This window comes from Polynucleobacter brandtiae, from assembly GCF_002797575.1.
Taxonomy (GTDB): Bacteria; Pseudomonadota; Gammaproteobacteria; order Burkholderiales; family Burkholderiaceae; genus Polynucleobacter; species Polynucleobacter brandtiae.
Map to the genome: position 1 here is coordinate 133,417 of NZ_PGTX01000001.1, position 25,682 is coordinate 159,098.

The window sequence follows — 25,682 nt, forward strand, 5'->3', positions numbered from 1 at the left end:
CCTCATCACATTATATTTTCTGCACTTCATTATTTAGGTTAACTACTTGAGCGATACAAATATCACTAGCAGCACGGACAAGATTCTGTATTGCTCTTTTTGCGGTAAAAGTCAGCATGAAGTTAAAAAACTGATCGCAGGCCCATCTGTTTTTATTTGTGATGAATGTATTGATCTGTGCACCGATATTATTCAAGAAGAGTTAGCGAATCTTCCTAAAGAAGATGGAAATGCGTCTTTACCAACGCCCCATCAAATTCGTGAGAATTTAGATCAGTATGTGATAGGGCAAGATCACGCCAAGAAAACCCTTGCGGTCGCGGTTTATAACCACTACAAGCGTTTGCAGTATTTGCCTAAGCCTAAAAAAGAAAAGTTAGATAAAGACGGCAAGCCAACTGAAGCGGCCGACAAGAAGCAGTCTAAAGTTCCAGCTAAAGCAATGGTTGATGGTGTTGAGTTAGCCAAGAGTAATATTTTATTGATCGGGCCAACAGGTTCTGGCAAAACATTATTAGCCCAGACTTTAGCTCGCATGCTCGACGTGCCTTTTGTAATGGCTGATGCAACCACCTTAACTGAGGCTGGTTATGTTGGTGAAGATGTTGAGAATATCATTCAAAAATTACTGCAAGCTTGTGACTACAACGTAGAAAAAGCCCAGCGCGGTATCGTCTACATTGATGAAATCGATAAGATTTCTCGTAAATCAGACAATCCATCCATCACTCGCGATGTATCGGGTGAGGGTGTACAGCAAGCCTTGCTAAAGCTGGTTGAGGGCACTATGGCATCAGTTCCCCCTCAGGGCGGCCGCAAGCATCCCAATCAAGACTTCTTGCAAGTAGATACCACCAACATTCTGTTTATTTGCGGTGGTGCATTTGATGGTCTTGAGAAGGTCATTCAGCAGCGCTCTGCAAAGACCGGCATCGGCTTCAATGCAACCGTACCCGGCAAAGATGATCGTGGAATCAGCGATCTTTTGGTTGAGGTTGAGCCAGAAGATTTAATTAAATTTGGCTTAATACCTGAACTCATTGGCCGTTTACCAGTTGTAGCGACTTTGGCTCAGCTAGATGAAGCAGCCTTAATTCAGATTTTGACTGAGCCGAAAAATGCTTTGATTAAACAATATCAAGCGCTTTTGACAATGGAAGGCTCAGATCTTGAGGTGCGCACTACCGCCTTATCCGCCATTGCTAAGAAGGCAATTGCTCGCAAGACGGGTGCCCGTGGTTTACGCTCCATTCTTGAAGGCTCTTTGATGGACGTCATGTATGACCTTCCTTCATTGAAGAATGTCCAGAAGGTAGTGATAGACGAATCTTCCATCCAAGACGGTGGAAAACCAATCCTAGTCTACAAACAGGATTCTGAAACTGCTGAATTGGTTAAAAAAGCTTAATTTTTTCACTTTTTTGGCAGTTTAGTACGATTTTTAATCGTTTTTGCTGTATTTCCCCCTTGTTTTCTTATTCTGGGTACCCATATAGGTAGTATCCTGTTTGCTATTAATGTCCGTATCTAGTGGTGCGGAATTTTTAGAGAATTTCATGGATTGACCATTTTGGAGGAATTGCCTTATGCCTGGCCACTTATTACTACCCTCTGAACCGATTCAATTGCCATTACTTCCCTTAAGGGATGTGGTGGTTTTCCCCCATATGGTGATCCCTTTATTTGTGGGGCGCCCAAAATCGATCAAAGCACTCGAAGCGGCTATGGAAACCGGCAAAAATATTCTGTTGGTAGCCCAAAAGGCAGCTGCGGAAGATGAGCCTAGCGTTGATGATCTTTATGATGTTGGCTGCATTGCCAATGTCCTTCAGATGTTAAAGCTGCCTGATGGCACTGTAAAAGTATTAGTTGAGGGTATTCAGCGTGCTCAAGTAAGCCAGGTTGAAGACAGTTTAGGCTACTTTGCATGTGAGGCCACACCCACAATCGCTAGCGCGATGGATGCACACGAGACCGAGGCCTTGCGCCGCGCCATCATGGCTCAGTTTGATCAGTACGTAAAACTCAATAAGAAAGTGCCTCAAGAGATTCTGGCTTCGCTTGGTGGCATTGATGATCCTAGTCGATTGGCTGATACCATTTGCGCTCATCTGCCAGTGAAGCTAGAGCAGAAGCAGCGCTTATTGGAAATGATTGATGTAGTAAAGCGCCTCGAGAGTCTTTTGGCCGATCTTGAAAGTGAAATTGACATCCTGCAAGTAGAGAAGCGTATTCGTGGCCGTGTAAAACGCCAGATGGAGAAGAGTCAACGCGAATACTACTTAAATGAGCAAGTGAAAGCCATACAGAAAGAATTGGGTGAAGGCGAAGAGGGCGCTGATTTAGAGGAACTTGAGAAGCGCATTAAAGCAGCCCGTATGCCAAAGGAAGCCCTTAAAAAAGCAGAATCTGAGTTAAAAAAACTCAAACTCATGTCGCCCATGTCAGCAGAAGCAACAGTCATTCGTAATTTCATTGATACGTTAGTAAATCTGCCTTGGAAGAAAAAAACCAAGATTAATAACGACCTTACTAATGCTGAAAAAGTGCTAGATGAAGATCACTACGGTCTTGATAAAGTTAAAGAGCGTATTTTGGAGTATCTCGCGGTTCAACAGCGGGTTGATCGGGTAAAGGCGCCTATTCTCTGTTTAGTTGGTCCTCCTGGCGTTGGTAAGACCTCTTTAGGTCAATCGATTGCCAGGGCCACTAATCGAAAATTTGTCCGTATGGCTTTAGGTGGCGTTCGTGATGAATCTGAAATTCGTGGTCATCGACGCACTTATATTGGATCAATGCCCGGAAAGATTTTGTCGAGCTTGACTAAAGTGGGTGTGCGCAATCCTTTATTTCTGCTCGATGAAGTAGATAAGATGGGTATGGATTTCCGCGGTGACCCGGCGAGTGCATTGCTTGAGGTCCTTGATCCAGAGCAAAACCATACCTTTCAAGATCACTATGTCGAAGTAGATTTTGATTTGTCAGACGTGATGTTTGTAGCAACCTCAAATTCCTTGAATATCCCAGGCCCACTATTGGATCGCCTGGAAATTATTCGTCTTGCGGGCTATACAGAGGATGAAAAAACTAGTATCGCCACCAATTATTTAATCCCCAAGCAGATTAAAAATAATGGCCTGAAAAAAGGCGAACTACATATCGAGGAAAGTGCAGTACGCAGCATGATCCGCTACTACACTCGTGAGGCTGGTGTTCGATCTTTAGAGCGTGAAATCAACAAGATCTGTCGTAAGGTTGTGAAGCTTTTGCTCTTGAAAAAAGAGTCTGCACCGATCACGGTAAATGCAGATAATCTTGAGAAATTCTTATCTGTGCGCATTTATGACTTTGGTTTAGCTGCCAAGGAAAATCAAATTGGTCAGGTTACGGGCTTAGCCTGGACTGAGGTGGGTGGTGATCTTCTTACTATTGAGGCGGCGGTAATGCCCGGTAAAGGCGTCATTACACGTACAGGCTCTATTGGCGATGTAATGAAGGAATCTGTTGAGGCTGCTCGTACCGTGGTTCGCTCCAGAGCACGCAGTCTTGGTATCGCCGATGAGTCATTTGAGAAAAAAGATATTCACATTCACTTTCCTGATGGAGCTACTCCTAAAGATGGTCCTTCAGCGGGTATCGCTATTACTACCGCTCTGGTATCGGTCTTAGCAGGCATCCCCATTCGATCTGATGTAGCAATGACTGGTGAGATTACCTTGCGTGGTGAAGTCTTGCCCATTGGTGGCTTAAAAGAAAAGCTCTTGGCAGCCCACCGCGGTGGTATCAAGCTAGCTTTGATCCCGGAAGAAAACGTCAAGGATTTAATTGATATTCCTGACAATGTTAAGAATGCGATTGAGATTGTTCCAGTGCGATGGATTGATAAGGTGCTTGAGCTAGCTTTGGAGCGAAAACCAGTCGCCTTGCCCGATCCAACGCCGGAGGAGCTGGCCAGAAAAGCTAGTGAAGCTAGCAAGGCCAATGAAAAAGTTGTTACTGGAGAGATCCGTAAGCATTAGGGCTTGAGGGGTTTTTGATCGGTATGGCTTCGTATCTAATGAGGTCGCAGATCAAGAACCCTTCACTTGCCTTTCCACTAGGTTACAATATCGTTTGTATTAATTGGGGCGCTTAGCTCAGATGGTAGAGCGTCTGCCTTACACGCAGAATGTCGGCGGTTCGATCCCGTCAGCGCCCACCAGTTTCCCAATCGTTTTCTACCCGTACGTGAATCTCTTTCAGGCTTTCTAGTTCACCTAGACTCTTATGCCCAGTACAGTCATACTATTAACTTCATTACTTAGCGATTAATTTATGTTTGATGCCGTACGTAAACACCAAAAAATTCTCCAGTTCATATTGATGCTCTTTATTGTTCCGTCATTTGCATTGTTTGGCATTTCTAGTTACTCAAGCTTTATGGACAAGGAAACCGACATTGTTAAGGTGAATGGAAAGCCTATAACCGCTCAGGAAGTCGATGGCGCCGCTAAGCGCCAAGCCGAGCGAGTAGGGGGTAGTGCCCAAATTGCCCAAAGCCTCCCTTTTCGGCAGGCGATCTTAAACGAGCTACTGCAACAAAGAATTTTGGGTTATGCAGTAAGTGACTTACGTCTTCAAGTTGGCAAGCAGGAGTTGGTAAGTAGCCTACAAAAAATCCCGCAGATACGCGCCTTATACCGCCAAGATGGCAGCTTTGATGATGCGCGTTTTAAGCAATTATTAGCTGGCAACGGCATGAATGAAGAGCAATTTTATGCAGGTCAAAGTTTTGATTTAAAAATTCAGCAATTAGTGAACTCGGTTGCACGAACAGAATTAGGCAGCCCTAAGCTAGCTGAAGTAATTTCTTCACTCTATGAGACTGAGAGAGAAGTTCAGGCAATGGAATTTAATGTCAAAGACTATTTAAGCAAGGTTAATCCTAGCCCGGAAGATTTGCAGACTTTCTATCAAGCCAATGCAAAGCTTTTTGAGCGTCCTGAATATGTAGATGTGGAATATCTTGTACTTAAAGCAGAGCCAAAAGAGGATGCTAAGTCCTTTAGTGAAAAAGCCGATCAGTTTGCCAATATCACTTACGATCAGGCGGATAGCTTAAAGCCAGCTGCCGATAAGCTTAAGCTTAGTATTCAATCTCAAAAGGGGGTCACGCGTGCTGGTGCTGCCGGTGTATCCAGGGATCATCCTCTTGCCAATCCCAAGGTGCTGCAATCCTTATTTGGTGATGAGGCCCTAAAAAATAAACGCAACACTGAAGCCGTTCAAATATCACCCGGAGTATTTGTATCGGCTCGAGTGGTGATATTGCATCCAGCACAAATCCTACCTTTGAGCGAGGTTTCCGCTGAAGTTAAGCGTCAAGTTAGCCTGCGTATGGCTGAAAAGTTAGCCTTGGCCGCAGCCTCAGAAAAATTATCGTCTTTGGAAAAATCCCCTAAGAGTTCCACAGGATTCGCCTCATCAGTATGGATTTCTCGTAACAAGCCAGGTAGTTTAGTAGGTCAAGCTATTGATGATGTGATGTCTGTTAATCCCGGTACTTTGCCAGCGGTAATCTCTGTTTCCAATCCGGGTGTTGGGGCAACTCTTTATCGAATTGATGGTATTCGTCAGCCGGCTAGTATTGATGCTAAGGCGCGCAAAGCCCAGGCCCAACAAATCCAGGCGCTGGCAGCGCAATCCGAGTTTGCCGGTTTTATGGCCTACTGGCGGAACAGTGCTGGGGTCAAAGTAATTAATCCTCTGAAGCAGGCTAATGCCGGTGGTGCGGGTAGTTAATTTACCCCAGTTGATTTCTTGAGCAGATTTAAATATGGGGCCATTGCGCCCCATACGTTTTTATAGAGAATGGTCTGAGCTTCTACATTCGGATGTAATCGATCCGCCTGAAACAGCCCAGGATTAGTGGCAACTCCATTTAAAAAGAAGGGTAAAAGCTCTACTTTTTGCTCTTGTGCAAGTGTAGTGTAGAGATCTTTAAATTGCTTTGTATAAGCTTGGCCATAGTTCGGCGGTATCTGCATTCCAAAAAGCAAAACCTTTGCGCCGGCTTGTTTGCTATCAAGAATCATCTTGCGTAGATTTTTTTCCGTTTGGGCAATCGGTAAACCACGAAGGGCATCGTTTGCGCCCAACTCAATCATCATAATTCCTGGTTTTTTTTGCACGAGAAGTGTTGGCAGTCGTGATACGCCGCCTGAAGTCGTTTCGCCACTGATGCTGGCATTGAAAAGTGACCAAGGGCTAGCATCCTGCTGCAGTTTTTTTTCCAATTGATGAGTCCACCCTGTTCCTCGCGGAATACCGTACTCTGCAGAGAGGCTATCTCCTAGAACCAAAATAACTGGATTTGTTTGTGCCCAACAGTGAATGCTCATAAACAGGCAAAATAGACTGGCTAGCCATGTTGTAAAGTTAAAGGCTGGATTACGCATTCTTACTTGAAAATCTTTCTATGAATAAAGCATTTAAATCCATCATTGCCGATCATCTGTCAAAGACGGTGAAAACAAGCGATGGTGACCTCAGCATTTTGCACGACATTTGCTTTGAGATTTTTTCCGGGGAAAGCGTGGCTATCGTTGGCGCATCTGGGTCTGGTAAAAGTACCTTATTAAGCCTTTTAGCGGGCTTAGATCTTCCATCTTCTGGGGGTGTCAGCCTAATGGGTAACAGCTTAAACGGATTGGATGAGGATGGCCGCGCCCAATTGCGGGGGCAGCATATCGGGTTTGTTTTCCAATCTTTTCAATTACTACCGCACTTAAATGCAATGGAAAACGTGATGTTGCCCATGGAATTGGCAGGAGTCAAGCAGTCTGAGGCTAAAGAGTCGGCCCAGATGTGGCTAGAAAAGGTGGGTTTAGGAGATCGGCTGCACCACTTTCCCAGAACCCTTTCAGGGGGTGAGCAACAGCGTGTCGCATTGGCTCGGGCTTTTATTAATGAGCCGGCAATTCTGTTTGCTGACGAGCCAACGGGCAGTTTGGACGAAGCTAGCGGTAAGCGGGTAATTGAGCTCCTTTTTGAGCTAAATCTTGTGAATTTATCAACTTTAGTTTTGGTCACCCATGACCAGACTTTGGCCGTACGGTGCGAACGCCAATTACAACTTCAAGGTGGTCGATTGATTTAATCAAAACCTTATAATCTAGGGATGTTTTCATACACTTGCTTGCCAGGGGCTAATGCCCTTTCCGCCTTTCGCCAACAGCGACTTGTAGCCACACTTGTGGCACAAGGTATCGATCTTGAGTCTATTGAGGCGCAATATCTCCATTTCATTTGGACTGAGGTGGAGCTTAGCCCTCAAGATAAAACGATACTCGAAAGCTTACTTACTTACGGCCAGCCTTTTAAGGCCAATCCAAAGTCTGGAACCACGCTTTTTGGTAAGCCTAATGCGAGAAACAGTTCGATCTCGATTCCCCGCTTTGGAACTGTTTCACCGTGGGCAAGTAAAGCAACCGACATTGCTCGTCAATGCGGACTAAATATTTTGCGTATTGAGCGGGGTATTGAATACACCTTCCAGTCCAAAAAGAACCTCAGCGCAGAACAAGAGCAGCAAGTTTTCACTGCGTTATACGATCGTATGACCGAAACACTCATCACGCATATAGATCAAGCTAGCGCCTTGTATCAAACTTTAGCTGATCGCCCGTTTAAGCGTATTTTGATACTCAGCGAAGGTAAGTCAGCTTTAGACAAGGCAAATCAAGAGTTAGGGCTAGCACTATCAGATGATGAAATTATTTACTTGACTGAGAATTTTATTCGTCTCGAGCGCAATCCAACAGATGTCGAGCTCATCATGTTTGCGCAGGCTAATAGCGAGCATTGTCGTCATAAGATTTTTAATTCCACCTGGACAATTGATGGCGATGATCAAGAGAAATCATTATTTGCAATGATTCGTAATACGCATCAACTGCAGCCTGAGGGCACAATTGTTGCTTACTCTGATAACTCTGCCGTGATGGTTGGTTGTGAATCTGAGACATGGTCCGCGAAAGGCGTAGACCACCATTATGAAAAAGATACTCGTCTTGTTCATACCCTAATGAAAGTAGAAACTCATAATCATCCTACGGCTATAGCGCCTTTTCCAGGGGCCTCTACTGGTGCCGGCGGTGAGATTCGTGATGAGGGTGCCACTGGCATTGGTGGTCGCCCAAAAGCAGGCTTAACGGGTTTTACAGTATCAAACTTAAATATTCCTGGCACCGATTTTCCTTGGGAAGCAGAGCGCTATGGAAAGCCAGATCGAATTGCAGCACCTTTGCAAATTATGATTGATGGCCCCTTAGGTGGAGCTGCTTTTAATAATGAATTTGGACGTCCAATACTAGGTGGCTATTTTCGCGTATTTGAGCAAACACTAGAGGGTGTTCGTCGCGGCTATCATAAGCCGATCATGATTGCGGGTGGTATTGGCAGTATTGATTCGATCCATACGGCTAAAAAAGAAATTAAAGCAGGGCATCTATTTATTCAGCTAGGCGGCCCTGGTATGCGTATTGGTATGGGCGGGGCAACTGGAAGCTCTGTCGCTACGGGCACCAATACCGCAGACTTGGATTTTGATTCTGTTCAGCGAGGTAACCCTGAGATGGAGCGTCGAGCGCAAGAAGTGATTAACGCCTGCTGTGCAATGGGAGAAGGTAATCCCATAGTTTCTATTCATGATGTTGGAGCGGGTGGTTTATCCAATGCCTTTCCTGAGTTGGCAGACGGTGCAGGCCTAGGGGCACAATTTAAGTTGCGCAATGTTCCTCTTGAAGAGAGCGGCATGAGCCCTGCTGAGATTTGGTGTAATGAATCTCAAGAACGATATGTCTTAGCTATTGACTCAAAAGATCTTGATTTATTAACTGCTCTATGCGAACGTGAGCGTTGCCCATTTGCCGTGGTTGGTGAAGCTACAACTGAGCGTCAACTGCAGTTAAGCGATAGCAAAGAGGCTACTGGAACTGATGCAGCGATGCCAATTGATATGCCAATGGAAGTGCTTCTGGGGAAGCCTCCGCGAATGCATCGTGATGTTCAACGAGTAGAGCAGAATTTTGATGAGCTTAATGTCACTGATGCTGACTTGGCTCAGTGTATTGCCTGGGTCTTGCAACAGCCAACGGTTGCTAGTAAGTCTTTCTTAATCACGATCGGCGATCGTACGGTTGGCGGCTTAAATGCCCGCGATCCTTTTGTTGGCCCATGGCAAGTTCCTGTAGCGGATTGCGCTGTAACGTTGATGGATTACAAAGGCTATCGTGGTGAAGCGATGTCAATGGGTGAGCGTACTCCTTTGGCTGTTATTAATGCACCAGCAGCAGCAAAAATGGCGGTTGGAGAAGCTATTACTAATTTGCTAGCTGCGGATATTCGTCGTCTAGAAGATGTAAAGCTCTCTGCTAATTGGATGGCTGCATGTGGTAGCCCTGGTGAAGATGCTAAGTTGTATGACTCTGTTGCCGCTATTGGCATGGAATTATGCCCCGCATTAGGTATTTCTATACCAGTAGGCAAAGATTCCCTATCGATGGCAACGGCCTGGAAAGAGGGGGGTCAATCTAAGGCTGTAGTTTCACCAGTCTCGCTGATTATTTCTGCATTTGCTTCTGTTCAGGATGTGCGAAAAACATCCACCCCCTTATTGGTGCTGAAGGATGCTGCGGGACAGCCTATTGAAACGGAGTTGATCTTAATTGACCTAGGCCGAAGTCAGAATCGGATGGCTGGTAGCATCTTGGCTCAAGTACTCAACCAATCTGGTAGGTCTGCACCTAACGTTGATCAGCCGCAGGATCTCAAATCCTTGGCTGCAGCAATCATTGAATTACGTCAGCAACAAATGCTGTTGGCCTATCACGATCGTTCTGATGGCGGCTTACTAGCCTGTATTGCTGAAATGGCATTTGCCTCTCATTGTGGGATCTCCATCAATGTTGATATGATCGCGGTCGACCTCGGTCAAGAGCAAGACTGGGGAGACGCCAAAAACTGGGCTGACCAAGTTTCTGGTCGACGCCACGAGCAAACACTGCGCGCGCTGTTTAACGAAGAGTTGGGCGCTGTTATTCAGATACGCAAAGCAGACCGTGATGCTGTATTTGCGACGCTTCGAAAGTTAGACTTAAGTGCCTGCAGTCACGTTATTGCAAAACCCAATGCGAATGGACGAATTGAAATTTGGCGTGATGCAAAAAATATTTTTGCTGAGCCCCGTGTGGTTTTGCAAAAGATGTGGGGCAATACCAGCTATCAAATCGCACGTTTGCGTGACAACCCAGATTGTGCGGATAGTGAGTTTGCCTTACTGGACAATCTTGCTGATGCTGGTATGTCCCCTAAGCTGACATTCGATCCTAGGGATGACCTTGCTGCACCATTCATTAATAAGAACGTTAGACCTAAGCTAGCGATTTTACGTGAGCAGGGCGTTAACTCTCATGTTGAAATGGCCTATGCCATGAGTTGGGCTGGTTTTGATAGCTATGATGTCCATATGTCTGACCTGCTTTCCGGGAAAGCCAACTTAGCTGATTTCCGTGGTTTGGTTGCTTGCGGTGGCTTCAGTTACGGCGATGTATTGGGCGCTGGTGAAGGGTGGGCCAAAACCATCCTATTTAATAACCAATTGCGTGACCAGTTTTCCACTTTCTTCAATCGCGAGGAAAGTTTTGCTTTGGGGGTCTGTAACGGTTGCCAAATGATGAGTAATCTTTCTGGAATCATTCCTGGCGCACAAGCCTGGCCTAAATTTACCCGCAATCAATCTGAGCAATACGAAGCGCGCTTTGTGATGGCAGAGGTGATGTCCTCACCCTCTATATTTACTCAGGGGATGGAAGGCAGCCATCTGCCGATTGCTATCGCCCATGGTGAGGGATTTGCCAACTTTAGCTTGCAAGGAAATTTAGATTCAATTAAGCAGCAGGGATTAAGTACTTTACGTTTTGTGGATCATCAGGGTATGCCGACTGAAACTTATCCCATGAATCCCAATGGATCACCTGGTGGGTTGACTGGCGTAACTACGGCTGATGGCCGCTTTACTGTAATGATGCCGCACCCTGAGCGTGTTTTCCGTGCAGCGCAAATGAGTTGGTGCCCACCAGCTTGGCTTGATGTTCCTGATGGAGCAAGCCCTTGGATGCGCTTGTTCCGCAATGCGCGTAGTTGGGCTAAGTAACTCATTATGCTAATGGAGCCAGTAACCTTTTCTGAAAGTGGGGGAATTCGTTATCTACATTTTGGCAGCGAGTTAATTCAAGGTGCGATGCGCATTCGGGATCCGGATGAAATTTATCTTGAATATAACCAGCAGATGATGGCCTGGTTACTTTTTTTAGAGACAAAGCCAGGAATGCGAGTTGCTCAACTTGGCCTTGGCACCGGAGCATTAACCAAATTTACTCATCGATATTGTCCGGCTGTAAAAAATACGGTTGTCGAGATGAATCCTTCGGTGATTATTGCGGCTAGGAGCATGTTCTCTACGCCAAGTGACGATCGCCGTCTGCAAACGATCATGATGGATGCCAAGCAATTTGTTCGCTACGATGATTATCAGAATCATTATGATGCAATTCAGGTAGATCTATATGATGCGATTTGCGATGGACCTAGCGCAAGCTCTTTGGATTTTTACCAAGGCTGCTATAACGCCTTGAAGTCTCCCGGCATTCTTACAGTGAATCTCTTTTCGCGTCACCCAAGCCTTGATTTAAATTTAAATCATATCGGTGATGCTTTCGATAACAGGGTACTCTTATTTCCAGAGTCACATGACTGCAACGTAGTGGCAATTGCTTTTAAAGGGCCCATGTTAAGTGTTGAGTGGCAGGACGTATCAAGGCGTGCGAAGTTAATAATGGAAAAGACTGGCTTACCAACCAATACTTGGGTATCAGGTTTGAATCGAGAGAATGCTCATCAAGAAAATAAGCTGTCCATCTAAATAATTTAAGTTTTCAGGGGATCAAAAAAGGCGATCATTTGATCGCCTTTTTATTTTCCCAGAAACAGGAAATCAATAATTTAAACGACGACAGTATCAGCAACATCGCTGAATGACTTGATCTTGTCAAAATTCATATACTGATAAACCTCAGTTGCTTTTGCGTTTAACGACTCTACTTGCTCGAAATACTCCTGTGGCGTTGGTAGACGACCTAGCAGGGCAGCAACAGAAGCTAATTCTGCTGAAGCTAAATATACCTGGGTATCAATTCCTAAACGGTTTGGAAAGTTACGGGTTGAAGTAGAGACCGCAGTAGAGCCCTTTCGAATCTGCGCTTGATTGCCCATACATAATGAACAGCCTGGACTTTCCATGCGTGCACCAGTAGCCCCCAAAATGCCGTAGTAACCTTCTTCCATCAACATCATGGCATCCATTTTGGTTGGCGGTGCAATCCATAGGCGGGTAGGCATGTCTTTTTTGCCCTGAAGTACTTGCCCAGCAGCACGGAAGTGGCCGATATTAGTCATGCACGAGCCAATAAAGACCTCATCAATTTTTGCACCAGAAACCTCTGATAAGAATTTCACATCATCTGGATCGTTAGGGCAGGCCAAGATAGGTTCTTTGATATCGTTCATATCGATTTCAATAATCTCTGCGTAGTCAGCATTTGCGTCTGCCTTAAGCAACTCTGGCTTAGCAATCCATGCTTCCATTGCTTTAATGCGGCGCCCTAAAGTACGCTTATCCTCATAGCCATTTGCAATCATCCACTTCATCAGGGTGATGTTGGAGCGCATATATTCAATAATGGGTTCTTTATTTAGCTGAACCGCACAGCCGCCAGCAGAGCGCTCTGCAGAAGCGTCTGATAGTTCAAAAGCTTGCTCAACTTTTAGCTCTGGTAAGCCTTCGATTTCTAAGATGCGACCTGAGAAAATATTTTTCTTGCCTTGCTTAGCAACCGTTAATAAGCCCTTCTTGATGGCATACAAAGGAATTGCGTTTACCAGATCACGCAAGGTGATGCCAGGCTGCATCTTGCCCTTAAAGCGAATTAAGACTGACTCTGGCATATCTAGGGGCATAACACCCGTTGCAGCCGCAAAGGCCACTAAACCTGAGCCGGCCGGAAAGGAAATGCCAATTGGAAAGCGGGTGTGGCTATCACCACCAGTACCGCAAGTATCTGGTAACAGCAGGCGATTGAGCCAACTATGAATAACACCATCACCCGGGCGCAATGAAACGCCACCACGATTGGTCATAAAAGCGGGCAGCTCATGTTGAGTACGAATATCTACTGGCTTTGGATAGGCAGATGTATGACAGAAAGATTGCATGACTAAATCAGAGGAGAAACCTAAACAAGCTAGATCTTTCAACTCATCACGCGTCATTGGACCAGTAGTATCCTGAGAGCCGACAGTAGTCATATGAGGCTCGCAATAAGTCCCTGGGCGAATTCCTTGGCCCTCAGGTAAGCCACATGCACGGCCGACCATTTTCTGGGCTAAGGTGAAGCCTTTTTTGTTGTCAGGCGGACTTACTGGCACACGGAATTCAGTAGAAGCAGGTAAGCCAAGTGCTGCTCGCGCTTTCGCCGTCAATCCACGTCCAATGATCAGTGGGATACGCCCACCGGCACGCACTTCATCCAAAATTACAGGAGACTTGAGTGAAAATGCGGCAATTTCTTGACCATTTTTAAATGCTTTACCTGCATAGGGTTGCAATTCAATCTCGTCGCCCATATTCATTTGAGAGACATCGAGTTCGATTGGCAGGGCGCCAGAATCCTCCATGGTATTAAAGAAGATCGGGGCAATATTGCCACCAAGACAAACACCTCCAAATCGCTTGTTAGGAACGAAGGGGATATCTTGACCGGTCCACCACAACACCGAGTTAGTGGCAGATTTTCGCGACGATCCAGTTCCAACCACATCGCCTACATAAGCAATCTGATTCCCTTTTTTCTGCAGGGCTTCAATTTGCCTCATTGGTCCACGCACACCGACCTCATCTGGATCAATACCAGGCCGAGGATTCTTTAGCATGATAGTGGCATGCAGGGGGATATCAGGGCGACTCCAAGCATCCGGAGCAGGGGACAAATCATCTGTATTAGTTTCACCAGTGACTTTGAATACGGTGAGCTTCATGCTCTCTGGTACGGGGGCTCGGTTTGTAAACCACTCAGCATCTGCCCAGCTTTGCATCACTTCCTTAGCGTAGACATTACCTTTTTCAGCAAGCTCTTGAACATCATGGAAGTAGTCAAACATCAACAGGGTTTTCTTGAGGGCAGCTGCCGCCGTGGCTGAGCATTCTGAATCGGATAGCAGCTCAACTAGTGGCTTGATGTTGTAACCCCCAAGCATCGTACCCAATAATTGCGTAGCTTGAATACGGGAAATGAGCGGTGATTTTTCAGTGCCTTTTGCAAGCGCATCCAAAAATTCAGCTTTTACTTTAGCCGCCTCGTCTACTCCAGCAGGTACACGGTTGGTAATGAGATCTAACAATTCATTTTCTTTGCCTGCTGGTGGGTTCTTCAACAAACCAATCAGCTCCGCTGTTTGATCCTTTGTCAAAGGAAGTGCAGGTATACCAAGGGCCGTGCGTTCGGCAAGTTTGACGTTGTAGGCTTCTAGCATCGTGTTTCCTATTGGGTAAGAGTGATCAACAGTAAAAACAGGCCTTGAATTGCACCCGATTTATCTATTGTAGATCTATTTTTCAGTCTTATATAAGACTTAATAAGGAAAATTGATGAATATTAATAAAAAAATGAAAAATATGAAATTTAAAGCTTAAAAATTCACTATAAATTAGCAAATAACATCCGGATATCAGACGAAAGGTTTTTTGTAAATCCAATAAAAGCAGCTTATGGATAGAAAAAGGGCGGGTTTTTAAAGCTGTCGCTATAATTACCATTTCCAACAGAGCATAAGCGATGACCAAATACGTTTTCGTCACTGGTGGTGTGGTTTCATCCTTAGGGAAAGGAATCGCAGCTGCCTCGCTTGCCGCGATTCTCGAATCCCGCGGCCTGAAAGTCACCCTCCTTAAGTTAGACCCCTACATTAACGTTGACCCTGGGACAATGAGCCCGCTTCAGCACGGCGAAGTTTTCGTAACAGAGGATGGGGCTGAGACCGATCTTGATCTGGGCCACTACGAACGCTTTATTTCAGCAAAAATGCGTAAAAGCAATAACTTTACGACTGGTCAGATTTATGAGTCCGTTATCAGCAAAGAGCGTCGTGGTGAATATCTTGGAAAAACAGTACAAGTTATTCCCCACATTACGAATGAGATTCAGGCCTTCGTTGAACGCGGTGCTCTTGCCAGTCATGATGGTCATGCTGATGTAACTATTTGTGAGATTGGTGGAACTGTAGGCGATATTGAATCACTGCCATTTCTTGAGGCAGCTCGTCAGATGAGTATTCGGATGCCAAAGCATAGTTGTGCTTTTGTACATCTCACTTTGGTTCCCTATATTGCAAGTGCAGGAGAGTTGAAAACAAAGCCTACGCAGCATTCAGTACAAAAGCTACGCGAAATTGGCATCATGCCAACCGCTTTACTTTGTCGAGCGGACCGCCCAATTCCTGCGGACGAAAGAGCCAAAATTTCTTTATTCTCAAATGTAAGAGAAGAGGCAGTGATTTCGGTTTGGGATGTAGACACCATTTATAAAATACCTGAAATGCTGCAAGCGCAGGGCATGGATGATCTTATTTGTCGTGAACTTGAAATCCAAGCTAAGCCTGCAGATCTGTCTGTTTGGGCAAAGCTTGTTTATGAGCTAGCAAACCCACAGCATGAAGTCATCATTGGTATGGTTGGGAAGTATGTTGAGCTTACTGAATCCTATAAGTCTTTGATTGAAGCTTTACGACATGCAGGCATCCATAATCACACACGCGTTAATATCAACTACATTGACTCTGAGGTGATTGAGAAAAATGGAATTGATTGCCTTAAGGGCCTTGATGCCATATTGGTTCCAGGCGGATTTGGTAAGCGCGGCACAGAAGGAAAGATTGCAGCTATCCAATATGCGCGTGAACACAATGTCCCATACCTAGGCATTTGCCTGGGTATGCAATTGGCCGTTATCGAATTTGCACGTCACGTAGCCTCTATCACTAACGCCAATAGTACTGAATTTGACCCTGAGACAGAGAGTCCCGTTGTTGCTCTCATTACAGAATGGATTGATCGAGAAGGTCGTGTTGAGAAGCGTAGCAACGATTCAGACCTTGGCGGTACGATGCGCTTAGGCTCTCAGCGATGCCCCGTAAAAGACGGCACACTAGCCCATGATATTTATGGAGCGGAGGTTAATGAGCGTCACCGTCACCGCTATGAAGTAAATAATGCCTATGTACCTCGCTTAGAAAAATCGGGCCTTATTATTTCTGCAAGAACGCCTAATGAGTCTCTGCCTGAGATGATGGAATTGCCTAAGGCGATGCACCCCTGGTTCTTTGGTGTGCAGTTTCATCCTGAATTTACTTCGACACCACGTGATGGCCACCCTTTGTTTTCTGCATTTATTCGTGCAGCATTGGCTCAGCACAACATCACATTTAAACAGCCAGCCTAACCCGCGCAAGAATTAGGAAATTTATGAGCTCATTTAAGTTATGTGGATTTGATGTTGGGTTAACCCAGCGCTTTTTCTTGATTGCCGGTCCTTGTGTTATTGAGTCAGAACAGTCTGCCATGGATATTGCCGGCCAACTCAAAGAGATCACCAGCGCTTTGGGTATTCCCTTTATTTATAAATCTTCATTTGATAAGGCCAATCGATCTTCCGGGACATCCTTTCGCGGACTGGGAATGGAAAAGGGCCTTGAAATTTTGGCTAGAGTAAAGCGGGAAATTGGTGTCCCGATACTGACGGATATTCATGACATCAGTGAAATCGAACCAGTATCAAAAGTAGTTGATGTTCTTCAAACCCCGGCTTTTCTTTGTCGTCAAACGGATTTCATTAGGGCTTGCGCTCAAAGTGGTAAGCCGGTGAACTTTAAGAAGGGTCAGTTCTTATCCCCTCATGAAATGCTCAATGTGATTGATAAAGCGCGTGATGCCGCAGTTCAAGCAAAGCTTGCCGATCAATTCATGGTTTGTGAACGGGGCGCTTCTTTTGGCTATAACAACTTAGTATCTGATATGCGTAGCTTAGTGATTTTGCGCGATACAAAAGCCCCAGTAGTGTTTGATGCAACCCATTCAGTTCAGCTGCCAGGAGGTCAAGGGCAATCCAGTGGCGGTCAACGTGAATTTGTCCCCGTATTGGCTCGTGCTGCAGTCGCGGTTGGCATTAGTGGTCTTTTTATGGAGACCCATCCCGATCCATCAAAAGCATTATCAGACGGCCCCAACGCAGTGCCACTGAACCGAATGAAGGACTTGCTTGAATCATTGGTGGCAATTGATCTCGTTGTAAAAAAACCTGGGGTATTTCTGGAGGACAGTTTTAAGTAGGGCTGCTTTAAAGGTTTGTCCTGTTACGAACATATTTATTTCATTTAGGAGGCTGCATGAGCGCCATTGTTGACATCATCGGTAGAGAAATTTTAGATTCACGCGGTAACCCCACTGTAGAGTGCGACGTATTACTTGAATCTGGCGTAATGGGCAGAGCCGCCGTTCCTTCTGGCGCCTCTACAGGCTCACGCGAAGCGATTGAGTTGCGAGACGGCAATCAAGAACGTTACTTAGGTAAAGGCGTTCTTAAGGCAGTTCAAAACATCAACATAGAAATAGCGGAGTCTATTCTAGGTTTAGATGCTAGCGAGCAGGCTTTTCTTGACCATACTTTGATCGAGCTTGACGGTACTCATAATAAGGCTCGCTTAGGTGCTAATGCTACATTGGCGGTCTCAATGGCAGTAGCCAGGGCAGCTGCTGAAGAAGCAGGATTACCTCTGTATCGCTATTTCGGTGGATCAGGCGGAATGCAATTGCCTGTACCAATGATGAATATTGTGAATGGCGGTGCGCATGCTAACAATAGTTTAGATATTCAAGAGTTCATGATCATGCCCGTTGGGGCACAGAATTTTCGTGAAGCACTACGCTGTGGAGCAGAGATTTTTCATGAGCTTAAAAAGATATTGGGTGCCCAAGGAATGCCCACTACAGTTGGTGATGAAGGTGGCTTTGCTCCGAACTTTAAAAGTAATCAAGAATGCCTGCAAACCATTATGAAGGCCATTGAAGGCGCTGGATATCAAGCTGGCGAAGATGTCTTGTTGGCGCTTGATTGTGCAGCCAGTGAATTTTATAAAGACGGTAAGTACCAATTGTCTGGCGAAGGCTTGCAACTGACTTCTAGTGAATTTTCAGACTACTTAGGAAACCTTGCTGACCAATTTCCAATTGTCTCTATTGAAGACGGTATGCATGAGAGTGATTGGGATGGATGGGCTGACATTACACAAAAATTAGGTAAAAAAATTCAACTTGTTGGGGATGATTTATTTGTAACCAATACGCGCATTCTTAAAGAGGGGATTGAAAAGGGAATTGCGAATTCTATTTTGATCAAGATCAACCAGATAGGTACCCTGACTGAAACTTTTGCTGCGATTGAGATGGCCAAACGGGCTAATTACACTGCTGTGATTTCGCATCGCTCTGGTGAAACGGAAGATAGCACTATTGCAGATATTGCCGTTGGTACGAATGCCGGTCAAATCAAGACTGGTTCTCTATCGCGCTCTGACCGTATTGCAAAGTACAACCAACTCTTGCGTATTGAAGAGGGTCTAGGTGATGTAGCTACCTATCCTGGTAAATCTGTTTTTTATAATCTCAAGCGCTAATTCTCTAACTACTTAGGCTGATTGAATTTTTTAGATTATGCGCATAATCATCTACTCTATGGTGTTGCTGCTTCTGGCAATCCAATACCCACTGTGGTTAGGTAAGGGTGGGTGGCTGAAGGTGTACGACATGGAAAAACAAGTTGAACTACAGCAGGCTAAAAATAGCCTGCTCAGTTTGCGTAATGCGAAGTTAACCGGTGATGTCAAAGACTTAAAAGAGGGTACGCGCGCCATTGAAGAGCGAGCCCGCGTAGAGCATGGCATGATTAAAGAAGGTGAATTTTTCGTCCAAATTTTGCCAGCTGAAAAATCATCTAAAAATACTGCTACTGGTGAAAAATCGGCTATTACCAATTAGTAAGCTGATAGCCATTAATGGCCGCTAGATGGCGGTCTTGTTGCATCCTCTAGTAGATCTGTTTTAAAAACTTGTCGGCAATCTACCGCATCAAAGCGGTATATTTTTGTGCAAAAATCACACTCAGTTTCTACTGCACCTTGCTCTGCAAGAATGCTCTCTACCTCTGCCTCTCCCAACATTCTCAATACATAAGCGACCTTTATGCGCGAACAGCGGCATGAAAACCGAATTGCCCTAGAGGGAAAGCTTCGCACACCATTTTCTGCGGATTCCTCTAAAAAGAGTCTTCGTAATATTACTTCGGGTGGCAGCGAGAGAAGTTCATCGTCGGTAATAGTCTCCCCCAAGGTCTGGATGCGAGCCCAGCCTTCTGCCGCCACTTGGGGGTCTAGGTGCACATGACCTCCAGAATTGGGTAGGCGCTGTAACAGAAGCCCGCCAACATGAGTTTCATTTGATGCCAACCAAATGCGTGTATCCAACTGCTCAGAGTTTTGCATGTATAGAGCAATGGCTTCTGCTGCACTGGTGACCGGCTTGATGACAGTGCCACGATGCTCTTGAAGCGCAACAATCCCTTGATAAGGTGGTTGACCTGGCTGGCGGTCTGCCGGATCGAGCGTAATGACCAGGCGGCCTGTATTGTCAGCATCCAATAGTTCACCCAAGGTAGCATTGGGGCTTATTGTGTCTGCATCTACAGAAAGCTTCACCGTTGCCCGCATACTCAAATCAGACTTACATTCCACCACTAAGAGCTGAATAGGGCCCTTACTTTGGGCTTGAATAATCAAGGTTCCATCAAATTTGAGGCTAGCGCTTAAAAGGGTGGCTGCACCCACAAAATCGCCCAATAAACGCCTAACGACAGGGGGGTCATTACGACGCTCTAGCACAGCCTGCCAGGCCGTACTAATTGACACAATTTCCCCGCGCACTGGGGCGCCATCACACAAAAAGACTAGTAGTTCGTTCATAGCGCAAAGTATCCACTTTTTTTTCTGATTGAGTGAAGAAAACAGCAAAAACGGTAATCAGGCTGTGGTTGACCTGAGATAATATGGCTTATGCATATACGTACACGCTTTGCCCCTAGTCCGACGGGCTTTATTCACTTAGGAAACCTTCGCAGCGCACTTTATCCTTGGGCGTTTGCGCGACACAATCAGGGTGATTTTATTTTGCGCATCGAGGACACGGATCTCGAACGTTCCAGTCAAGAGGCGGTCGATGTCATCATTGAAGGCATGGCTTGGCTTGGCCTAGATTTAGATGAAGGGCCCATTTACCAAATGCAACGCATCGATCGTTATCGTGCTGTAGTCAAGCAGATGCTAGATTCAGATTTGGCTTATCCCTGCTATATGAGCGAAGAAGAGCTTAACCAAATACGCGATCAGCAAATGCTTGATAAAGAAAAACCCCGCTATAACGGACGTTGGCGTCCTGAGCCTGGCAAAACGCTGCCACCCATACCGACAGATGTTTTGCCAGTGATTCGTTTTAAGAATCCGATTGGAGGCTCTGTCATTTGGGAGGATGCCGTGAAGGGTAAAATCGAAATCAGCAATGATGAGCTAGATGATTTAGTTATCGCTCGACCTGACGGTACTCCAACCTATAACTTTTGTGTTGTGGTTGATGATCTTGATATGAAGATTACGCATGTAATCAGGGGGGATGATCACGTAAACAATACGCCCCGACAAATTAACATTATGAAAGCCCTTGGTGGTGAACTGCCGGTCTATGCGCATCTACCAACAGTCTTGAACGATTCTGGTGAGAAAATGAGTAAGCGTAACGGTGCTATGAGTGTTCGTGACTACCAAAAGGCGGGATACTTACCAGAAGCTATTCTGAACTATTTAGCGCGTTTAGGCTGGTCGCATGGTGATGCTGAGGTATTTACTAAAGAGCAATTTGTTCAGTGGTTTGATTTAGCAAGCTTGGGTCGCTCACCAGCACAACATAACCCTGAAAAACTACTTTGGCTTAACCATCAATACATACAAAACGCTGATTCTAAGCAATTAGCAGAGCTCACAAAGCCATTTGCGCATGTACTTGGTATTGATACAGAAAATGGCCCAGACTTTGCTCAGGTCGTAGACTTGCTTAAAGATCGCGCTAATACGTTGATTGAAATTGCGGAAGGGGCTAAGCTTTTTTATCTGCCAGCGCCTGCCCACACCTCGGATCAGATTGCGGCAAATATTCCTAAGGAGATTGTTCCAGCACTTCAAGATTTAATCAAAGCAATCGAAGCTGCTCAACCAAGTAAAGAGGCGTACGGGTCAATATTTAAGCAAGTTTTGACCCATCATCAGATAAAAATGCCAGCTCTGGCGATGCCAGTGCGCTATGCGCTTTTTTCGACCACGCAGACCCCGGCTATTGATTCTGTCCTAGTTGTTTTGGGCAAGCAAGAAGTATTAAATAGGCTTTCTAAGGTTGTCTGATAGATAATTTGCGCAGCGACACAAAAATAGGATAAAATCTTGGATTGTTTTGAGTGTCTTGAAGTTTGATTACGAGATTACGGGGGTATAGCTCAGCTGGGAGAGCGCTTGCATGGCATGCAAGAGGTCAGCGGTTCGATCCCGCTTATCTCCACCAAGCATTTGAAATTGTAAGATTCAGTTGTAATGTTGGTCCAGGTCCCCATCGTCTAGAGGCCTAGGACATCACCCTTTCACGGTGAGTACGGGGGTTCGAATCCCCCTGGGGACGCCAGAATTTTTGGCTGCAGTAACAGGTAGTGTTGTAAGTTTTGCAGTCAGTAGTATGTGATGTTTTACTCGATGTATTTGGAGCGGTAGTTCAGTTGGTTAGAATATCGGCCTGTCACGCCGAGGGTCGCGGGTTCGAGTCCCGTCCGCTCCGCCAAGTATCCTCTAAGAGCCCCTATCCATGGGGCTCTTTTTTTTAGCGATCTCTGTCCGCCACCATTGGCCCTAGCCTTGGACCATACATCTGTTATCAGTAGTAATAACTCTGTTGCCTCAACTTCTATTAGCTGCAGCTTACTATTAAAGTATTCGTAGGCTACATCCCACATCCTGTATCTACATTTTGGATTGACGCGTTTACCCCTGCTTTGTATTGTTGTACCGACACATCAATACAAAGACAATTTAATGATAAGCAGAAAAATAATATACCCCATAGATCATGGAGGGGATTGCAAGAGAAATGTCGACCATAGATCCACGGCATTTCAAATTTACCAAAACCTATTAACCTACTATAAAAGTAAGGACCTTTTTCTACTGGAGTCTTTAGGGCCCAATACTGTTGATTCGCGAGTTTCAATGATCGGTATTAATCCAGTAATTACTATCACCGTCAGTGATTGTGAGGTGATATTTAAAGCGAATCCAGAGCTCATTGAGGTGATACAGGAGATTTATGGCTCAAAACAATTTTTTCTAAAGGCGTCCGGCTGCATTTACTATCAGATTTCAAATAGAAGAGCAATTTGGGATTTCTTAAGACAAATTGATCTTTACTGCTCTGGCATTGAGGACAGTTTCATGGCATTTATTACGATGGCATACAACACAATCCACTTTGCAGAGGAATTGCCTGGATATGAAGTTGGATCTACTCCCGATATCTATATTTGCTGCTACTCAAACTATATTGAATTTAGCGAACACCAGATTCAAGTCTATCAGTATGACTATCCCGGCGCAGCATCAATTGACCGGGCAACTATAGAAAAGTATTTGCGCACACCAACTATGGCAGAGGTGGCCTCAGAACATAGCCTAAGTAACTTTACAGCTCACTATGAAACGGTAATCCTCCCCTTTTTAACTGCCCTCAGAGGTAGAGTTAGTTAAGCAACCATGGCCAGTCGCTGTTTTGGGGTAATGCCGCCCAATGCCATATTTGGACGCTCGTAATTGTATTTATACATCCATTGCGTTGCGAATTCTTGAACTTCGTTAATGCTATCCCAGTAATGCTGGGATAACCATTCATATCTCACTGTTCGGTTGTAGCGTTCCACATACGCATTTTGCTGTGGTTTACCAGGTTGGATATGCTGTATGTGGATCTGATGCTTTGCTGCCCATTCCATTAGTCTACCGCTCACAAGTTCCGGCCCATTGTCCGCTCGAATAATGCTGGGTTTACCTCGCCAAGCAATGATGTGATCTAAAGATCGGATTACCCGTTCTGATGGCAGCGAGAAGTCCACTTCAATACCGAGAGCTTCCCGATTAAAGTCGTCAATCACATTAAACAACCTAATGCTTCTGCCGTCAGCTAATTGATCGTGCATGAAGTCCATGGACCACACTTGGTTGGCACTGAGCGGAACCACCAAGGCATCGGGCTTATCGCGTACCAAACGCTTACGGGGTTTGATACGCAAGTTGAGCTCTAACTCCTTGTAAATACGATAGATCCGCTTGTGGTTCCACTTAAAGTTCTTCACATTACGCAAGTACAAATAGCACAGCCCAAAGCCCCAGATCCGATTGTTATCGGTTAAACGGATTAGCCAATCCGCAATCTGCTCGTTCTCTGCGTTATGTTTAGCCTCATAGCGATAGCAGGTCTCGCTCACTGCAAAAGCCTCACAGGCCAATCTAATCGATATGCCTTTGTCTTGAACCGCCTGCTTGGCCATCTCGCGTCTGCGAGACGGCCTCACCACTTTTTTGCGAGGGCTTCGGTGACGATCTCCGCTTTGAGTTTTTCTTCGATGTACATCTTCTTAAGTCGAGCGTTCTCGGCCTCTAGCTCCTTCATGCGGGCCATCATCGAGGTATCCATGCCACCGTATTTAGAGCGCCATTTGTAAAAGGTGGCAGTACTAATGGCCAACTCACGGCAAATATCAGGGACTGCTAGGCCAGCATCAACCCGTTTTAGGGCTTCCATGATCTGACTATCAGTAAATTTGGAACGCTTCATGTAGAACTCCTCTAATTGAGAAAATTCTACCTTTAAGGACGGTTAACCTAGGGGACGATTACCAAACTACTAAACCAAACTATCTTAAGAAAGTAGAGGCAGCACTCAATCACGTACGCAGAGGCGACGTATACCAAGTGCAAATTGGACAAAAAATAACCTTGACTAGCGAAATAACACCAATCAACGTGTATGCCAATTTAAGAGTCATGAACCCATCCCCTTATATGTACTTATTTTCGATCGAGGGGACGACAATAGTTGGCGCTAGTCCAGAGTTATTTATCAAAATTGAAGATGGCGAAGTGCTTATGAGGCCCATCGCTGGCACCATTGGAAAGGCGTTTGGCATTAATAAGGCCCTGGCGACTGAACAATTACATAGCAATAAAAAAGAATTGGCTGAACATCTCATGCTAATTGATCTATGTCGCAATGACCTGCACCGAATTGCGGACTCAGAAAGTGTCGTTGTCAGTGACATGCTTGAGATTGAAGAATATTCGCATGTGTACCACATGGTGACTACTACACGGGCGCTGATAAAAAAGGGGAAGGATAAATATGATGTTCTGCTGGCAACTTTTCCTGCTGGAACAATGACCGGTACGCCAAAAATTCGAGCGATGGAAATCATCTCAGATTTAGAGGACAGCAGCAGAGGCCTGTACGCTGGATGTTTAGGCCTCATTAGTTTTGGCAGTGATTTTATTAATACTGCGCTTTGTATCAGAACCGCAACATTTAAGGATGGATGCTATTGCTTAAGAGCTTCTGCCGGAATTGTTTCAGACTCCAACCCAGATAAAGAACTTGCCGAAACGATGCAGAAGATGGGGTCTATGTTTAGGGCTATTACGGGGAGAGAGCTTTTATGTCCTGCCGCGTAATTGTTGTAGATGCTTACGATAGCTTTGTCCACATATTGGTTGCCTATTTAGAGAATATAGGATGTTGTATTAGCCTATTTAGAAAAGATGACCCTGGTCTTGAATTGGCGATTCAGAATCATGAATTTGACATGCTCTTGTTGGGCCCTGGACCTGGCCATCCGAGTGAATCAGGATATGGTCGGCTATTGGATATAAACCAAGGAAGGTTACCGGTTTTGGGTGTCTGTTTGGGCCATCAGGCAATTGGCCTTTATTACGGTTGCAATATTAAATACGCAAGCCGTCTCATGCATGGCAAAACAAGTAATATTTCCCATGATGGCTTGGGCTGCTTTTCTTCTTATGGTACTCAGGACTTTTGTGCAATGCGCTATCACTCAATTATCGTTTCTGAGGACCATTTGCCATCCCATCTAACAGTTTCAGCTAAGTCTACAGACGATCACTATGTCATGGGAATAAGGCATAGAACACTACCGATAGAGGGGGTTCAGTTTCACCCGGAAAGTATCGGCACTGAGGACGGAGATCGCATATTAAAAAATTTTATTAATACTTATATTGTTAATGAAAGCGGGCTTTGTAATGGATAAATAAACTTATAAATAATTTTTCAAAATCTAGTCTAGATCGTCGTCACTACTCATCTTAGTTAGTATATCTAGCAACAT

At 45.2% G+C, this 25,682-nt stretch carries 18 protein-coding genes and 4 tRNA genes; 18 read left to right on the forward strand and 4 right to left on the reverse strand.

The features are described from left to right. The first annotated feature begins 46 nt into the window (after positions 1–46). The 4 genes from clpX to B0G85_RS00740 all read left to right on the forward strand — a co-directional run bounded on the left by clpX (position 47) and on the right by B0G85_RS00740 (position 5,781). Positions 47–1,408 carry an ATP-dependent Clp protease ATP-binding subunit ClpX gene (clpX, locus tag B0G85_RS00725; protein WP_100378534.1) on the forward strand — a complete coding sequence of 454 codons (1,362 nt, stop codon included), beginning with the start codon at positions 47–49 and terminating at the stop codon, positions 1,406–1,408. Positions 1,409–1,586: 178 nt separating this feature from the next. Beyond that, complete coding sequence (gene lon / locus B0G85_RS00730) at positions 1,587–4,019, forward strand: endopeptidase La (RefSeq protein WP_100378535.1); 2,433 nt, start codon at positions 1,587–1,589, stop codon at positions 4,017–4,019. A 106-nt stretch (positions 4,020–4,125) separates the two neighbouring features. Next, positions 4,126–4,201 (forward strand) — tRNA-Val (locus B0G85_RS00735). 113 nt (positions 4,202–4,314) lie between these two features. After that, positions 4,315–5,781, forward strand: a complete 1,467-nt coding sequence (locus tag B0G85_RS00740; protein ID WP_100378536.1) for a peptidylprolyl isomerase — start codon at positions 4,315–4,317, stop codon at positions 5,779–5,781. Here the strand turns inward: B0G85_RS00740 and B0G85_RS00745 are convergent. Beyond that, positions 5,778–6,380 carry an arylesterase gene (locus B0G85_RS00745; RefSeq protein ID WP_232725877.1) on the reverse strand — a complete coding sequence of 201 codons (603 nt, stop codon included), beginning with the start codon at positions 6,378–6,380 and terminating at the stop codon, positions 5,778–5,780. The two genes, B0G85_RS00740 and B0G85_RS00745, sit on opposite strands and share 4 nt — an antisense overlap. Before the next feature lie 77 nt (positions 6,381–6,457). Between B0G85_RS00745 and B0G85_RS00750 the strand changes: the two genes are divergently transcribed. Genes B0G85_RS00750 through B0G85_RS00760 form a run of 3 tightly spaced genes read left to right on the forward strand, consistent with a single transcriptional unit; the run spans position 6,458 to position 11,962 of the window. Then, on the forward strand, positions 6,458–7,138 hold the full coding sequence (locus B0G85_RS00750; RefSeq protein WP_100378538.1) for an ABC transporter ATP-binding protein: 681 nt from the start codon (positions 6,458–6,460) through the stop codon (positions 7,136–7,138). Between the two features lie 21 nt (positions 7,139–7,159). Continuing rightward, complete coding sequence (purL, locus tag B0G85_RS00755) at positions 7,160–11,194, forward strand: phosphoribosylformylglycinamidine synthase (RefSeq protein ID WP_100378539.1); 4,035 nt, start codon at positions 7,160–7,162, stop codon at positions 11,192–11,194. Between the two features lie 12 nt (positions 11,195–11,206). Continuing rightward, on the forward strand, positions 11,207–11,962 hold the full coding sequence (locus tag B0G85_RS00760; protein WP_198508663.1) for a spermine/spermidine synthase domain-containing protein: 756 nt from the start codon (positions 11,207–11,209) through the stop codon (positions 11,960–11,962). A gap of 80 nt (positions 11,963–12,042) precedes the next feature. On the opposite strand, the gene B0G85_RS00765 is transcribed toward B0G85_RS00760, so the two are convergent. Continuing rightward, entirely contained in the window at positions 12,043–14,628 is a 2,586-nt protein-coding gene (locus tag B0G85_RS00765; RefSeq protein ID WP_100378541.1) for a bifunctional aconitate hydratase 2/2-methylisocitrate dehydratase, read from the reverse strand. A 302-nt stretch (positions 14,629–14,930) separates the two neighbouring features. Here B0G85_RS00765 and pyrG point away from each other — a divergent pair, with 302 nt between their 5' ends. The 4 genes from pyrG to ftsB are packed head-to-tail and all read left to right on the forward strand — an operon-like array spanning position 14,931 to position 19,183. Beyond that, the gene (gene pyrG, locus B0G85_RS00775; RefSeq protein ID WP_100378543.1) at positions 14,931–16,592 is read left to right on the forward strand and encodes a CTP synthase; all 1,662 of its coding nucleotides are present in this window, start codon (positions 14,931–14,933) and stop codon (positions 16,590–16,592) included. A 23-nt stretch (positions 16,593–16,615) separates the two neighbouring features. Further along, on the forward strand, positions 16,616–17,479 hold the full coding sequence (kdsA, locus tag B0G85_RS00780) for a 3-deoxy-8-phosphooctulonate synthase (protein WP_100378544.1): 864 nt from the start codon (positions 16,616–16,618) through the stop codon (positions 17,477–17,479). 56 nt (positions 17,480–17,535) lie between these two features. Continuing rightward, positions 17,536–18,822, forward strand: coding sequence for a phosphopyruvate hydratase (gene eno / locus B0G85_RS00785; RefSeq protein ID WP_100378545.1), 1,287 nt, complete (start codon positions 17,536–17,538; stop codon positions 18,820–18,822). 37 nt (positions 18,823–18,859) lie between these two features. Then, a complete protein-coding gene (gene ftsB / locus B0G85_RS00790; RefSeq protein WP_100378546.1) occupies positions 18,860–19,183 on the forward strand; it encodes a cell division protein FtsB in 324 nt (107 codons plus the stop codon). Between the two features lie 14 nt (positions 19,184–19,197). On the opposite strand, the gene hslO is transcribed toward ftsB, so the two are convergent. Continuing rightward, the gene (gene hslO, locus B0G85_RS00795; RefSeq protein ID WP_100378547.1) at positions 19,198–20,163 is read right to left on the reverse strand and encodes an Hsp33 family molecular chaperone HslO; all 966 of its coding nucleotides are present in this window, start codon (positions 20,161–20,163) and stop codon (positions 19,198–19,200) included. Positions 20,164–20,253: 90 nt separating this feature from the next. On the opposite strand from hslO, the gene gltX reads away from it, so the two are divergent. The 5 genes from gltX to B0G85_RS00820 all read left to right on the forward strand — a co-directional run bounded on the left by gltX (position 20,254) and on the right by B0G85_RS00820 (position 23,034). Beyond that, positions 20,254–21,648 carry a glutamate--tRNA ligase gene (gene gltX / locus B0G85_RS00800; RefSeq protein ID WP_100378548.1) on the forward strand — a complete coding sequence of 465 codons (1,395 nt, stop codon included), beginning with the start codon at positions 20,254–20,256 and terminating at the stop codon, positions 21,646–21,648. 81 nt (positions 21,649–21,729) lie between these two features. Further along, positions 21,730–21,805, forward strand: a tRNA-Ala gene (locus tag B0G85_RS00805). Positions 21,806–21,846: 41 nt separating this feature from the next. After that, positions 21,847–21,922, forward strand: a tRNA-Glu gene (locus tag B0G85_RS00810). A gap of 76 nt (positions 21,923–21,998) precedes the next feature. Beyond that, positions 21,999–22,075 (forward strand) — tRNA-Asp (locus tag B0G85_RS00815). A 425-nt stretch (positions 22,076–22,500) separates the two neighbouring features. Further along, positions 22,501–23,034: a hypothetical protein gene (locus tag B0G85_RS00820; protein WP_100378549.1), complete on the forward strand. Its 534-nt coding sequence runs from the start codon at positions 22,501–22,503 to the stop codon at positions 23,032–23,034. Here B0G85_RS00820 and B0G85_RS00825 read toward each other — a convergent pair. Further along, positions 23,031–24,118 (reverse strand): IS3 family transposase gene (locus B0G85_RS00825; protein ID WP_100378550.1). Its coding sequence is split into 2 segments (ribosomal slippage): positions 23,031–23,866 and positions 23,866–24,118, totalling 1,089 coding nucleotides; the frame shifts between segments, so codons are not numbered across the junction. The two genes, B0G85_RS00820 and B0G85_RS00825, sit on opposite strands and share 4 nt — an antisense overlap. 23 nt (positions 24,119–24,141) lie before the next feature. Between B0G85_RS00825 and B0G85_RS00830 the strand changes: the two genes are divergently transcribed. Continuing rightward, entirely contained in the window at positions 24,142–25,008 is an 867-nt protein-coding gene (locus B0G85_RS00830; protein ID WP_100378551.1) for an anthranilate synthase component I family protein, read from the forward strand. After that, entirely contained in the window at positions 24,993–25,604 is a 612-nt protein-coding gene (locus B0G85_RS00835) for an anthranilate synthase component II (protein WP_100378552.1), read from the forward strand. Before B0G85_RS00830 ends, B0G85_RS00835 begins: the two co-directional genes overlap by 16 nt. Positions 25,605–25,682 lie beyond the last annotated feature (78 nt).